This is a genomic window from Rufibacter sp. LB8 (assembly GCF_014876185.1).
Lineage (GTDB): Bacteria > Bacteroidota > Bacteroidia > Cytophagales > Hymenobacteraceae > Nibribacter.
Map to the genome: position 1 here is coordinate 90,061 of NZ_JADALJ010000002.1, position 14,049 is coordinate 104,109.

The 14,049-nt window shown below is 47.4% G+C and carries 14 protein-coding genes; 8 read left to right on the forward strand and 6 right to left on the reverse strand.

From position 1 onward, the window contains the following. Positions 1–34: 34 nt before the first annotated feature. Positions 35–751, reverse strand: coding sequence for an IS1 family transposase (locus IMY23_RS19615; protein WP_192820093.1), 717 nt, complete (start codon positions 749–751; stop codon positions 35–37). A 101-nt stretch (positions 752–852) separates the two neighbouring features. Between IMY23_RS19615 and IMY23_RS19620 the strand changes: the two genes are divergently transcribed. Beyond that, entirely contained in the window at positions 853–2,064 is a 1,212-nt protein-coding gene (locus IMY23_RS19620) for a peroxiredoxin (RefSeq protein WP_192823912.1), read from the forward strand. A 14-nt stretch (positions 2,065–2,078) separates the two neighbouring features. Here IMY23_RS19620 and IMY23_RS19625 read toward each other — a convergent pair whose 3' ends face one another. The 3 genes from IMY23_RS19625 to IMY23_RS19635 all read right to left on the reverse strand — a co-directional run bounded on the left by IMY23_RS19625 (position 2,079) and on the right by IMY23_RS19635 (position 3,843). Then, positions 2,079–2,327 carry a plasmid recombination protein gene (locus IMY23_RS19625; RefSeq protein ID WP_192823947.1) on the reverse strand — a complete coding sequence of 83 codons (249 nt, stop codon included), beginning with the start codon at positions 2,325–2,327 and terminating at the stop codon, positions 2,079–2,081. Positions 2,328–2,532: 205 nt separating this feature from the next. After that, a complete protein-coding gene (locus IMY23_RS19630) occupies positions 2,533–2,976 on the reverse strand; it encodes a DUF6122 family protein (protein ID WP_192823913.1) in 444 nt (147 codons plus the stop codon). Positions 2,977–3,417: 441 nt separating this feature from the next. Continuing rightward, complete coding sequence (locus IMY23_RS19635; protein ID WP_192823914.1) at positions 3,418–3,843, reverse strand: hypothetical protein; 426 nt, start codon at positions 3,841–3,843, stop codon at positions 3,418–3,420. Positions 3,844–4,284: 441 nt separating this feature from the next. Between IMY23_RS19635 and IMY23_RS19640 the strand changes: the two genes are divergently transcribed. Next, positions 4,285–5,151 carry a hypothetical protein gene (locus tag IMY23_RS19640; protein ID WP_192823915.1) on the forward strand — a complete coding sequence of 289 codons (867 nt, stop codon included), beginning with the start codon at positions 4,285–4,287 and terminating at the stop codon, positions 5,149–5,151. Here IMY23_RS19640 and IMY23_RS19645 read toward each other — a convergent pair. Beyond that, the gene (locus IMY23_RS19645) at positions 5,138–6,019 is read right to left on the reverse strand and encodes a nucleotidyl transferase AbiEii/AbiGii toxin family protein (protein WP_192823916.1); all 882 of its coding nucleotides are present in this window, start codon (positions 6,017–6,019) and stop codon (positions 5,138–5,140) included. The genes IMY23_RS19640 and IMY23_RS19645 overlap by 14 nt on opposite strands. Positions 6,020–6,145: 126 nt before the next feature. Between IMY23_RS19645 and IMY23_RS19650 the strand changes: the two genes are divergently transcribed. From IMY23_RS19650 to IMY23_RS19675, 6 genes are all read left to right on the forward strand, one after another. After that, positions 6,146–6,475, forward strand: a complete 330-nt coding sequence (locus tag IMY23_RS19650) for a YnfA family protein (RefSeq protein WP_186631799.1) — start codon at positions 6,146–6,148, stop codon at positions 6,473–6,475. A 749-nt stretch (positions 6,476–7,224) separates the two neighbouring features. Continuing rightward, positions 7,225–8,013, forward strand: a complete 789-nt coding sequence (locus IMY23_RS19655; RefSeq protein ID WP_186631803.1) for a histidine phosphatase family protein — start codon at positions 7,225–7,227, stop codon at positions 8,011–8,013. A 301-nt stretch (positions 8,014–8,314) separates the two neighbouring features. After that, entirely contained in the window at positions 8,315–9,181 is an 867-nt protein-coding gene (locus IMY23_RS19660; RefSeq protein WP_186631805.1) for a phosphatase PAP2 family protein, read from the forward strand. Between the two features lie 367 nt (positions 9,182–9,548). Beyond that, on the forward strand, positions 9,549–10,664 hold the full coding sequence (locus IMY23_RS19665; RefSeq protein WP_186631808.1) for a cytochrome-c peroxidase: 1,116 nt from the start codon (positions 9,549–9,551) through the stop codon (positions 10,662–10,664). Positions 10,665–10,922: 258 nt separating this feature from the next. Then, the gene (locus IMY23_RS19670; protein WP_192823917.1) at positions 10,923–11,690 is read left to right on the forward strand and encodes an MbnP family protein; all 768 of its coding nucleotides are present in this window, start codon (positions 10,923–10,925) and stop codon (positions 11,688–11,690) included. Positions 11,691–11,701: 11 nt separating this feature from the next. Continuing rightward, positions 11,702–12,748: a cytochrome-c peroxidase gene (locus IMY23_RS19675; protein ID WP_186631816.1), complete on the forward strand. Its 1,047-nt coding sequence runs from the start codon at positions 11,702–11,704 to the stop codon at positions 12,746–12,748. A gap of 44 nt (positions 12,749–12,792) precedes the next feature. Here the strand turns inward: IMY23_RS19675 and IMY23_RS19680 are convergent, their stop codons facing one another. After that, positions 12,793–13,380 carry a hypothetical protein gene (locus IMY23_RS19680; RefSeq protein ID WP_192823918.1) on the reverse strand — a complete coding sequence of 196 codons (588 nt, stop codon included), beginning with the start codon at positions 13,378–13,380 and terminating at the stop codon, positions 12,793–12,795. Positions 13,381–14,049: the final 669 nt, after the last annotated feature.

Sequence of the window (14,049 nt, forward strand, 5' to 3'; positions counted from 1 at the left end):
ATAAACTAACATAAATTATAATTTTGGTAGTGGTTTACAATGTATGATGCTTTGATTTTTGGTTGTTTCGGTAGTTGAACATTAGGTTTAAGCTCGCATCATGGTTCTCCTTTTTCTTGGAGAAGCAGGTCGTTTTCCTGACCAGCCTCCTGTTCCTGGCCCTGAGGCAGGTATTTACCCCTTCTATATTTTTTGTGTAAGCCTTGCCCACCTTGTGTTTCTCTGTAGGTATCACCTGGGCGAAGGCTCTCCAATGGTCGGTGCAGTATTCTCCAATGTGTGCTTTCTCCAGCTTCTTGAGCAGCTTCCTCACAGTTGCTGCGCTCCTGGGGCCGCAACTGTAAGCCAAAACCTCATCCGTCTCGGGGCAGTAGGCATACAAAAGCCAGTACTTCCCTTTCCTGCGCCTGCCCACGTAGCTCCAGACCTCGTCTATCTGCACCGACTCGTAGCAGCGCCGCGCCGGTGCGATGCTGAGTCGGCTGCCTTGCCGGCACAGGTTGTCCAGTATGCACTTGCGGCTCACCCCCAGCAGCGCCTCTATGTCGCGGATGCCGTTGTTGCGCTCCAAAAGCCGCACCATTAGCTGCTTTGTGGCCGGATCGGCGCCTTTGTACTGGTACGTGGCCTGGAACTGCTTTCTGCAGCTGTGGCATAGCAGGTTCTGGGCACCGTTCTTTTTCTTTCCGTTTTTTACTACCTTACTGCTCTGGCAGTGGGGACAGTTTATTTTGATGAGGACTTCGAACATTCCATCATCTTAAACAACTCACTGTCAGCTTTTATCCCATCATACTTTCTAAACCACTACCATAATTTAATATATTTGTTATAGAAATAACTTACTCGCTCATGTGGCAAAAACTTTTAACCTACGCATCTTTTATGCTTTTACTGGCTAGTTGCCAAAGCACTTCTACATCTACCTCAAAACAAAGTCCCCCCCAAGGAAAGTACCGGGCGGCCATTCAACTACAGGGGAATGAAGTCCCTTTCTTTGTTGAGTTTGAGGGAGAAGGAGCCAATTTAAAGGCCTACATACTTAACAGTGATGAACGCCTGGAAACAGATGTATTAATAAAAGAAGATTCCATTATTATGGATATAAACGTGTTTGATGCAAGCTTGCGTGCAAAATATACTGATACTATCCTTACGGGCGAGTGGGTAAAGCATTATGCAAAGAATTACAGGGCTCCCTTTAAAGCTGTACCGATCAACGGACAGCAAAGGTTTGAGCTTGAGGGCAAGCCTGCTCATAATTTTACAGGGAAATGGGAAACATATTTTAGCCTTGGCTCTAGTGAGCCAAGGCCAGCGGTAGGCAATTTCCGCCAGGAGGGTAACCATATTTCCGGGAGTTTTGCATTGGCCTCAGGAGATTTCAGGTACTTGGAAGGCAATGTAAGTGATAGTACTTTTTATTTAAGCACCTTTAATGGTGAAGAGGCTAAACTTTTTATCGGGCGGCTAAACGATTCAGGTGAGCTCATAGGAAAATACTTAAATGGTCTTACGGGCAACTATTCTTTTACCGCAAAACCGAATGAAAATTTCCGGCTGGCCAGTAAAGAAAGAAATGTATCTACTCAAACCATTAACTTCAGCTTTCCAGACCTACAAGGCAATATAGTTTCTTTATCCGATCAGAAGTTTATGGGCAAACCTCTTATTGTGCAAATTTTCGGTTCCTGGTGCCCAAGTTGTATGGACGAAACCAAGTATCTAGGGCAATGGTATAACGATAACAAAGAACGGATAGAAGTTGTAGCACTGGCATTTGAGAAAAAAGATGATTTTCAATACGCTAAAACCAGGGTAGAAAAGTCTAAAAACAGGCTGAATGCCGATTATACCTTTCTCATTGCCGGGCATGAAAAAGATGTCAGCAAAGCCTTTCCTACCATCGATGGCCCCATATACTTCCCAACTACCTTATACATTGATAAAAACGGCCAACTACGCAAAGTACATTCAGGTTTTAACGGACCAAGCACAGGCCCCTTGTTCGAGCAATGGAAAGCAGATCACCAAGCTATTGTAGAAGAGCTGGTAAAAGAATAATTTATTTTTTTTAACTAATGGTCTTTAGCTGACAGGCGCCCGTCTTCAGTCAAGGGCACCACGACTGCGTGAATGTGGGGCGTTTTCTCGTACATACAGAGCGTAAACCGCACCATATTGGCTTTGCCGTACTCCTGGGCCACGAAATCAAAGTTGGCCTGCTGCCAGTCTTTGAAGCGTGCCGGCTCACTGGTCAGCTTCACCATGTCCTCATGGCTGCCAGTTAAAACAAGCGACAGGTACTTGACGGCATCTTTCCGGATGGCCTTTTCCCCTGGTAACCTTCGTCAATCCGTTGGTTGATGGCCTCGGGTAGGGAGAGCTGGTGCGCACCGCTTTTAAAAAGTGCGCTGCGCGCGTGTAGAGTTAGGTAATGTCATCGGTCAGGAAAACCAAGTCTGTTCATCGCCACGAAAAAGGATGCCTGTCGAAGTCCAACTGCAATTCAATACGTATTGCTTTCCTAACTTACTTGACTACCTCGCGGCCCGATAGCTTCCGCACCCAGTTGCGCAATGCGTAAATACGGGAGTTGAGGTAGCACTCGCGGCAGTGGCTGAAGCTCCACAAGCAGTCCACCGTATCCGTGAACATGTGGAAAAGCAGGCCCACGGCGATAGTTTGCGTCGCTGGCAGCAGGAGCAGCAGCGCATATACCGGTATGGCGTAAAAGGAGTGCAGCGGGTGATAACCCACGCTGCAACGTAGCGGGTCAAAGATGGGTTTGGCCAGCAGGTGGTCCAAGTCAATGAGCATCGTGGCCAACATAGTCAGGTAAGCGGTTTGCCACATCAAGGAAAAAAACACCAGCGCCAACACAACTGGGAAAACAAAATGTAGGCCATAGTGCACCAGCGTTTGGGCACTTAATAGCTTGGGCGAGGAGTACTGACGTGACTCGCGCAGTGCCATCGGTCGGGTTGAACTGCTAGCGGTATCTTCGTTCGTAGCTTCTGCATACCTGCTGCCTAGTTTGCCTGCTGGCTCTCGTTTCTCCCTAGGTGCGTGGTTACGCGTGCTCATAACCTGGGGCCGCACTTCCATACTTACCCGCCTCGGCAGGGTGGTGGAATAATCGTGGGTGGCGATGGCCGTCGCTGTATCGAAGCGCTGTGCTGACAGCGGGGGGCGGTACCCGGCGGCGGCTGGAAACTGAGGAACTACAATGGATGACCGGCAACCGACCAAGACCAGGCCAGCAACGATGGATAGGATGACGCGTAAGGCGGACTGCCTTGGTCCGAAGGGCCGCATCATATTTAGTTCGCTGCCGTTTTCCGGCTGGTTTTGTTGCTTCCATGACAGGGGAAAGCTGCTTTCTCCGTGTCCATTTCTACCCGACCACCTCATAGTCTACTTAACGCCCCGGCGTTCCGCTGTGTAGGCCCCTTTCAACAGGTCAATCACCTTCTCTACTATGTCTTTGTCAGCACTGGTGTGGCTTATGAAAACCTTCTTGCCAGTTATTTGACGGAACACTGACTTTTGCAGCCTAGCGCTCTTTACTGGGCTTTTTGTAGGCGCCTTAGGCTGTTTTGGCTTGGTTTTGTATTCCTCTGGTATATCCAGCTTTAGGTATTTGGCAATTTTAATAATCACGTCATCTGATTGTGGACCAATTATCCCAGTAGCATAGAGCTTTTTGTTTCTGACCATGGTTTGCTTATCAAAGGATATTCTGTATCGCTTAAGCAAGCTGTTGATTTGGGCAGCTGTGAACTTTCCCTGTAGATGAGTACCTATCACTTCAACCAGTTGGCTTTTTTCTTTGAGGGTCATATGTTTGATAGTAATGGATTGATAACCATTACTTTATTTGCATTACTTTGATTTTAAGGTATTCCCTTTTAATTATTGACAAAATAATAAACCCACTTTACAAGGTTTACGCTAAAAACTTGACTTTAGGCAAAAACAAATATAACTTTGCGTAAAGTATATATACTTTACGCATTTGATAATACATTGTTTTATGTTTCTCCAACTGCCCATCCAATTTGGTATATATCTTATATTTTTTACTTGTTTATATCAAACAGAACGTTTAACAAGCAGTATATAAAGTATATATACTTTATATACTTTATATACTGCTTGTTTTTATTAATTGCCTGTTCTTTCCTTCAACATTAGATGGTTACCTATTGCATGTATCCTTCTAAAGGATTAACTTTACGGAAAGTATATATACTTTCCGTCTGACAAACCTACAATACGGCCATGCCAAGTAAGTCCCGCTTTGTTATTGCTGAAAGCAGTATTAAGTCTTACTTCAAACAGAATCCCCGCAACGTCTTCTCCCGCCAGCAACTTAGTGGGATTTTCGAGGAAAGGAAAGCTGCTTGGAACCTGCCGGTTACCACCACAGACCTCAGGTTTATTGAGCAGCTGCAGAAAAGGGGAATCCTCACCAAGATTGAAATCCTGTTTGACGGCTACATCAACAAGAAGGAGCGGTATATCACCCAGGATGCCAATGAACTGGAGATAGCGGTGTCTTTGATTAACAAATCTTACCTGTCCCATTACAGCGCCATGTTTCTGAATAGCCTGACCACCCAAGTACCCAAAACCATTTATGTCACCTTTGAGCAAAGCAAGAAACCGGACGGTAACCGCCAACTGAAACAAGAAGGCATTGATGCGGCTTTCTCCAAGCCACAGCGGAAAGCAGTCACCGAAGCCATGTATGGTGATTACTCCTTTCTTATTCTTAATGGCATGTACACGGGCAGAACCGGGGTTCATTTGATAGAAAACATACCAGTAACCAGCCTGGAGCGAACTCTGATTGATATTACGGTGCGACCAAGCTATGCTGGCGGGGTGTATTCGGTATTAGAAGCTTACCAGTACGCCCTAGCCAGTATTTCCCTGAATAAACTGGTGGCAACGTTAGACAACCTCGATTTTATCTACCCTTATCACCAAGCTGTTGGGTTCTACCTGGAACGGGCAGGCTATACCGGCAGAAAACTGGACGAGCTGCGCAGCCGGAAGAAAGAGTTCCGATTCTATCTCACCTATGATATGGAGGAAAAGGATTTCTCGGAAGACTGGCAGCTATATTTCCCTAAGGGAATGTGACCCCTTGGAACGTGCTGACCACGTAGTCAAAGTAAAAATCGAAGCTCTCCAACTCTTTCGAACGGGCCACCGTATCTTTCACGCTTTCCCAGTTATCTTTATGGATGGCTTTGTGATTGGCTATCTCCTGTATAAAAGAAAGAGGCACACGCTTGGCCTCGAAAATATTCGCAATCAGTTCTTTATTTTCCTCGGTGGTCGCATCAATGCCATGCGATTCCATAATCAGGTGAATATCATAGAAGTCACGTGCCCTGGCGCGGGCGGTACGCGATTTAATAATTTCAGAGTACTGCGGTAATTGCTGGCAAATGGCCCGTAACTTCTCAAAAACAATCATTTCCGGTGTGTAGACATAAATTGTATAACCGTCCACCTTCGTCTGAGCCTTTTTTGCGACATACTCGAACTTGCTGAACTCCAACTCAAAAGTAGTGGAGCGCCCTGCGCTTAACGGAACAGCGATTCGACGCTGGTGCTCTAAATTCCCCTGATGGGTATCGTAGGTTTTCTGGTCCAGCACCTTGAACGTAACTTGGTAACCTCCCCAAAAATCCGCCACTGCTTCCTTCACGACTTTGGGCCTGGGGAGGAAAGTATAATCAAAAACAACCATTCCATTTTCCGCGAAGGTCTTCACCAAGGTGCTTTCTATCCGCTTGCTGATGATTCCCTCTTCCTCTTTAAAATCACCATGATCTATGGAGAAGTCCAGGTCATAGGAAGTTCTGGAGATTGAACTGCTATCATGGTAAACAATATCAATGGCATTGCCACCTTTCAGAACAATGTTCTCGATGAGTTCATCGTCAGAAGCAAGGGCGATGATGGCCAACCGCTTAATTTGGTTGATTAAATCAATATTCATCAGCGAAATGTTTTTAAACCGAAAGTACGATAAAACAACCTCTTTCTTCTGATTACTAGATTTGAAGGCTATGTATTCAAATCTAGTAATCAAAAGAAATATTCGAAATGACTACCTTCACCCACTATGGAAATAATCAAATCACTATGTATTTTTTTCCTAGCCGGGCTTTGTAAAATCGGTGGGGGTTATCTGGTTTGGCTTTGGCTGAAGGAAGAGAAACCCTTGTGGTATGGCATACTGGGTAGTATTATTCTGGCTATGTACGGGGTAGTGGCTACCTGGCAGACAGCCAGCTTCGGGAGGGTGTATGCTGCCTATGGCGGCGTTTTCATAGTGATGGCCTTGGTATGGGCTTGGAAAGTGGACGGCTTTAAGCCAGACCGCTATGATATTATTGGCGCATTAATAGCCCTATTTGGGGTTTGCTTAATACTGTATATGCCTAGAAAGTAAGGACAGACCAGCAGAAATTCATGGTAGTTACTTATTCAATCCTGTAAAAACATTCATATATCACATTGTATTTCTGCCTATATAAACAAAAAGCTGTCATAGCAAGCCTATTGAAATAGGAGATATATCAATAAGTTTTTTCAATGTATTATATTTCATATTGGATGAACACTCTTAATGTAAAGTATAAGTTGTTAAAAAGTGCTGTATTTACTTTCTCAAGTACACAATGCAGAGATAGTTTCAGAGTCCCTTAAGCTCTTTCATTTTCATGGCAACAACCAAGATGATGCGGGTAGCAACAATCCCCAGAACAGGATCTATAATAAATGGAGCCTGACAACAATATGACCATATTGATTATAACCCTAAGGAGGGGAATGCCTATATCCGTACATATATCTGAATTGCTGCCTTGTCTCGATTCTATTGGGAATATCAACCTAAGGAAATGCTATCGGAAAAATCACGAATGGAGTCAGAAAGAATGGCAACGCTGCCTGAAATAAGCCCTCCAATAAATTCCAGTATTATGAAAGTGAATTCTGGGAAAAGCCTTTTTTAATATTACTAACTTTAGCATCCGCTACTACACTACATACCAGTTTAGGTGAGGGCAGTACAATACATTCTATGATTAGCTGATTATTGATCAGGTAATTGACCAATAGATACAGAGTCAAAGGGACAACGGGAACTACCTCCTTCCGCCTGAGGTTATACTTATATACAATAATCTAGTAGACCTTATGCTTAAAAGATTGTTTTTAGTACCCACCTTAGTTCTTATAACCCTATTGTCGGTGCAAGCGGAAGGCACAAAGCTACTTCATCAGACAATCCAAAGCATCGAGGCAAGGCTTACGGAATTAAGCAGGAATGCCTCTTACGTGACCGCCAATGGAAAACCTGTTGCGCAACGCATCTCCTTCTTCAATGAGGAGGATCTAGCACTTCCTGTCGGCAGTAAGGTACGACAGATTGCCCTTATTCGCCATGGAGAACCGGATCTGCGGAAAGTGGGTAAATTTTCATACCGTGAGGCAAACCAGTTTGCCGCCGATTATGATAGCGTAGGGATAATAGTGCCTGATACTTCCTTTTTCAACATTCAGAACCCTAATCAGCTTAAAGTTTTCTCCAGTTCTATCAACAGGGCAAAAGCTACCGCTCAGTATATCTTTGGAATAAACCGTGAGACGATAATATCCCCAATCTTCAGGGAATTTGAATCATCCATGGGTCACCATAGCCCCAATATAAGATTACCGATTAATCTATGGACCTCCGCCGCACGTGTAAAGTGGGTACTAGGCATAGACCGGCAAGGCGCGGAAAGTTTCGCTGAAGCCCGCAAACGGGCAAAGGCGGCGGCTAGAACTCTAGCCGATGCGTCAGAAGAAAAGACTAATGTCGCCCTTGTGGCACATGGGTTGCTAAACCGTTATATCCAAGAAAATTTGGAAAAAATGGGATGGCATGTGGTGCGGAATGGAGGCACTGGCTATTTAGGGACAACTATTTTAGTTAAGCTGTAATCTGATTAGCCTTCCATTGGCTATGTCTTATAATAAATTTGCTTACCCCAGCTAATGTTTTTTGAAAGATAAGATCCAACCCTTAAATCCGTTTCCCTTACTACCAGTAAAATCGATGAAGCGTCATTAAGCTGTTAATAATGAAAGGTTGGCTCGTCTTTCTTTTCTTGATTTTGGCATTGCAAATATTCAGCTTCGCTTGTATTAAAGGTTGAGTGGCTAAACAAGGGAAAGTTATGACGCAACCTTTTGAACAGCTTGTGGTAAAGTGATTGATTCCATTCTCACTTTACCATCGCTTATGAAAAAAATTTTACGCCTATGGTTTGTGTTGTCTATTTCTATTGGGGCTATCAGCCCTGAGCTGAAAGCACAAGAAATTGACTCTCTCAAAGTATCCCAAGAGACGGTGGCGGCAGACACGCTGAAGAAATATCAGGATTCAGTTTCGGCCCCTTCCGCCAAGGCACCCTTTTTCAAGTCCAAGGCTTTCAAAGCGACTATCATTCCGGCCCTTCTGATTGGGTACGGGCTGAGCACGGTCAAGGACAACGGCCTCTACAGCAGTTATGACGCCAAACGGGATATCCAAAGGCATTTCCCCAATTTTAAAACCACAATAGACAACCCCTTGCTTATTGCGCCCTATGTGGAGCTTGCCTTGGCCAACCTGTTGAACGTCAAATCAAAAAATGACTTTCTGAACACTGGCATCGTGATTCTGAAGGCGGAGGCCATTTTCGCCGTCACTGTCTATGGATTGAAGCAGGTTACCGACCAGGAGCGTCCCAATGGGGAGAACCGGGAATCCATGCCCTCTGGCCATGCGGCCCAGGCATTCCTTGCGGCATCTATCCTCAATACGGAGCTCAAGCACAAAAGCCCCTGGTACGGTGTCGGGGCATACACTATTGCAACCAGCGTAGGGGTTTTCCGGATGCTGAACAATAAACACTGGCAATCAGACGTCTTCGTAGGTGCCGGCATAGGCATGCTCTCTTCCCATCTGGCCTACCTGTCGCACCGTAACCGCTGGGGAAGGAAACCGTCTATTGTTGCGTCACCCACTTATATTTACGGTGTGCCCGGATTCGCATTTTCACTGAACTTGGATGACTACAAGAAAAGGAAAAACCGTCCTGACTTACTTAGGTACACCTTGAACTGATATAAACCATGGGTTACCTTTCGTTTGTTGCTGCACAATGGTTCGATTCTCAACGATTGACTCAATCTACTATTTAGAATGACATCTCTTTTTCGTTAGGCATTTTTCTCTCTAATTTCTTAACTAAGATCTTAAAGCTGATTAAAGGTTTTTAAAATGCTGAGCACAGTCCACTGTTTAAAGTATTTGTTTGTCAATATTTCTGTCTTCTGCCTCTTTTTTGAAAATAAGACCAAAATCAGAAGTGAAAACTATCCGCTACATGCGGGATGAACTCTTTTTGGAAACTCTAAAACAGCTTTTTTGTAAAAGGGCATAATTTTTATTAAATATCCTCAGTTATTTATTAAGTGTCACACATAATCTGATGGATAAAAAGGCAATGCTGTGCTTCTGGCTCACTATCTTTTCAAGCTTCACCGCTTGCCGGGATAGTGACGAGCTCCCCATCCCGGAAACACAGGAGCCCGTCGAAGATGTTGTCTACGACCTGACGTTCCCGAGCCGTTTCGGCTCCCCCAGCATACCGGATCAGAACAAGCTGACCCAGGAAGGTGTTGGCCTCGGCCGGGCGCTTTTCTATGAGAAAAGACTCTCGGGGGACAATACCCTGTCCTGCGGAAGTTGCCACCAGCAGAAGCGCGCGTTCACCGATGGAAAGTCTCTGAGCGTGGGCGTTGGGGGGGAAATCTCCCACCGCAATGCCATGTCGCTGGCGAACCTGGCCTATAACCGGTCCTTCAACTGGGACGGCGCCTTCGCTTCCTTGGAGGAGCAGGCCCGTTTTCCGATTGAGAACCCTTTGGAGATGAACCAAGACATGGGGGAGGCCGTCAGGGAGCTGCAGAGTATCCCCGCCTACCCCCCCATGTTCAGGAAAGCGTTCGGCACCTCCACTATCACGGCTGACCTGGTTTTCAAAGCCCTGGGGCAATTCCAACGTATTTTAGTTTCCTCCAACTCGCCCTTTGACCTATACCGGGAAGGGAAGAAGGGCCTTCCAGCCGAAGCGCTGGAGGGTTACGTCTTGTTTCTGACCCACCCGAACCCCGATGGGAGGATACGGGGTGGCAACTGCGGGGATTGCCATGGCAGTGACCTCACCACCTTGCAGCAGTTCCATAACAACGGACTGGACCTTTCCTTTACCGACTTGGGCAGGGGCTTGGTGACCGGCAAGACGACAGACCAAGGCAAATTCAAAGCCCCGACCCTGCGCAACATCGCCCTTACGGCCCCCTACATGCATGATGGGCGTTTCAAGACCCTGGAGGAAGTATTGGACCATTACAACGAGCATATCCGGAGTGGCAGCCCTAATCTGGATCCCCTTATTATGGAAGCCTCCAATGATTATGATGGCCGTTCCTTGGGTTTAACCGCGGAGGAGAAAGGGAAAATAATAAGGTTCCTCCATACCCTTACGGACAGCACTTTCATCCAAGAGAAGCGTTTCTCTGAGAAGAAAGTGAACCCTGGATAATTGAAATAAGACATGCACGGCACTTGTGGAGAATAAAGGGGCCAAGTTACTGCGCATGATAAAGCTTACTCCTTGGACCGCTAATCTCCACCAGCGTCTTCTCAGAATATGTGTCTATTCCAACGACCATGCTTCCCCTTTTTTGACTGGATACTGTTTGTAAATCGGAAGATAGCCAATAAAGATTTCATGGGTATGCAACCCACTTGAGTCAACTTGTGAAGACTTTATATTTCTTATTTTCCCTTTAAATTTATCATGAAGTCCCTTATGCCAAGACAGGCTGCTCTCTTATCCATTATCTTGACGTTAATGCTGTCTTTTTCCTGCAGCGAAGATCCGGAGGCGGTGCCCCAATCCGGGGAAGTCACTTTGGTATTTGACCATGTAGTAGGCAACTTCCCGCTTTCTCTGGAGGACCTGGAGTACACCAACGCCAACGGGGACGGATTCAGGGTCTCCAAATTCCAGTATTACATCAGTAACCTCGTTTTCAGAAAAGCAGACGGCACTGAGTACCACCAGCCGGAGAGTTATTACCTAGTGGACGAAAGCATCCCTTCCTCCAAGCTGGTATCGGTGAAGGACGTCCCCCCAGGGGACTACAGCGGCCTCTCCTTCACCATCGGGGTGGACAGTGCCCGGAACGTGGCCGGCGCGCAGACTGGGGCCCTGGACCCAGCCAACGGTATGTTCTGGTCCTGGAACACCGGGTACGTGTTCCTCAAGCTGGAGGGCACGTCCCCTCAGTCCAAAAACGGAGGCCTGGTCTTCCACACAGGGGGCTTCCAGGCCCCGCACAATTCCCTCCGGACAGTATCCCTCCCTTTCCTGGCGGGTCAGAAACTGCGGGTGGAAGCCTCCAGAACACCACGGGTCTCCCTGTCAGCGGACGTGCTACGATTATTCCAAGGGGTGAACACGATCCGGTTCTCGGAACTGAGCTCAACCATGGGAGGCGCGAACTCGGTGAAAGTGGCTGACAACTACACCCGGATGTTCACCGTTGGTCACATGCGGGAATAAGCGGGATGTCGTTGAGTAGCTTTCGTCTGGGCCGTAGATATGTGCTCCTGTGCGCTGCCTTAGGGATAGCCGCGTGCGGCTCTGAGCAGGATATTACCCCCGCGGAAAGCCCGTCATTCCCGGCCGGTTTTCCGGAGCCTATCTATAGCTACCGGAACAACCCGGTGACAGAGGAGGGGTTCGAGCTGGGGCGGGCCCTCTTCTACGACCCTATTCTCTCAAAGGACGGCTCCGTTTCCTGCGGGAGCTGCCACCGGCAGGAGGCCGCCTTCGCCGACCCGGGGAGCCCCGTGACTCAGGGCGTGGGGGGAAAGGAAGGGTCCAGGAACACTCCTGCGCTGGCCAACCTGCGCTGGAGCCGAGCCTTTTTCTGGGACGGTGGGGGAAACCACCTGGAGTTGGTGCCCCTTGCCCCCATCACCAATCCTTTGGAGATGGGGGAGAACCTCTCCAGCGTGATCAGGAAACTGAACCGCGACCCGGAATATGTCCAGGCTTTCAGGAAGGCCTTCCAGCACCGGGACACGGTGAACAGCCAGCAGCTGTTCAGGGCCTTGGCCCAGTTCATGGGGGAGTTGGTGTCTGCCGGCTCCCCTTATGACCAGTTCCAGAATGGGAAAGCCGAGGCCCTTACGCCGGAGCAGAAAAAAGGCCTGGTGGTTTTCAAGGGAAAGTGCGGCACATGCCACCAACCGGGCCTGTTCACCGACCATTCCTTTCGGAACAACGGGCTGGACGCTGACACTCCCCAGGATACCGGCAGGCATCTGGTTACCGAGTCTCCGACGGACGTCGGCCGGTTCAAAGTCCCGAGCCTACGCAACGTGGCCCTTACCTCCCCCTATATGCATGACGGCCGTTTTGGGACGTTGCAGCAGGTGTTGGAGCATTATGATACCGGGGTAAGGCGGTCCGCCACTCTGGACCCTGCCTTGGATGGGCCAACCCCGGGCATCCAACTTTCCCAGGCGGAGAAAAGGCAGCTGCTCGCTTTCCTGCAATCCCTGACGGATCAGTCCTTCATTGGGAATAAGCGGTTTGCCGCGCCGCGCCCATGAGCGCGGTATTCCTGTTGCCCCGCCTTTAAGCATATTCTCTTGGGCTAGGGATTAATCCACCGCCGGAGCCCGAACGAAATACTTATCAGGCTTGGGTATCCAGGGATAAGGCCTGTAGACAGTTCATACCTCTCACTGACCATCAGATTATACTCCAATTCTCCCGCCAGGGGAATAAGCCTGTACTGCCACCGGTCGTTCTTGTCCCCCCTGAAAAAACCGGAATACTGGTATCCTTTCAAACGATACCAGTTGCGCCGAAACACCAGGGTAGGACCTATCCCCCCGTTGAGGGAATGCCGGCCTTTTTTGAAGACGACCCATCGAACCCCCACATGGGAAAAGCCCCCCACCTGCAGTGCGCAATCAGCATACAACGCCTGGATAGCTTTGACGGAGAACTTGTCCCGTCTGAGGAAATGTTCATAGCCTAGCGCCCCACCCAAATTGAACACCAAATACCCTTTTTTGTCTGGATTCAAAGGCATCAATGGTGCATTAATCTCTCCTTTGGGATGAAGGCTGACGCCAAAAAATTTAAGGTTCACATTGCTCTGTCCATAGCTAGCCAAGGAAAACAGCCATACTAATGGTAAAACAGAGAAACTCTTGATGAGTTTTTTGACTAACATGTTGCGGGGTGCAAGAGCAAGAGCCTGGCATTCTGCCAACTTTGCCTTTGGAACTGCTGGTTTGGTGGTACTTCCGTAAAAGGCCATAAATGATAATGCTTATACGGATCCCTCGGGTTACCCGGCTAAGCATTATCAGTTCCACCTAGTTTCAAACAATTGTAACTGAAGTAACAATCAAACGATTTGGCTGGTTTTCCCCAATGGTAGTAGCTTGGGTTTTAAAAAGGCCAGCTTCCCCACTAAATTTACCTATTCGTCACGGAGAACGCAAAAGAAAGAAGAAAAGGTTGGTTAATATATAAGATAGGCCCTCCTTCACTAAACAGGTTGGTAAAAAGGGCGATCTTTCCTAGCTACATTTTCTCCTGTAATGCTAACTTAAGATCGAATTTCCGATGTTTAAATTGACTATAATAGGAATATAAGATATTCTACAACAATGACGAAAAACAAAAGAACTAAAAATTCCAGGCCAAAGATCGTGCTAATAATCTTCTACTTTATTCTGGCAGCTTTGCTTTTGACCGTTGCCTGTCTACGCATCTGGCATTTTTACTCCTCCCACGCCAAATAAAGCTCTTTACCTAGGGGAATCAGGAACATGCTAGGAATTCATCTGATCCTAGGCCATGCGGACGCTAGATAACAGGTATCTTTATCCCTTAT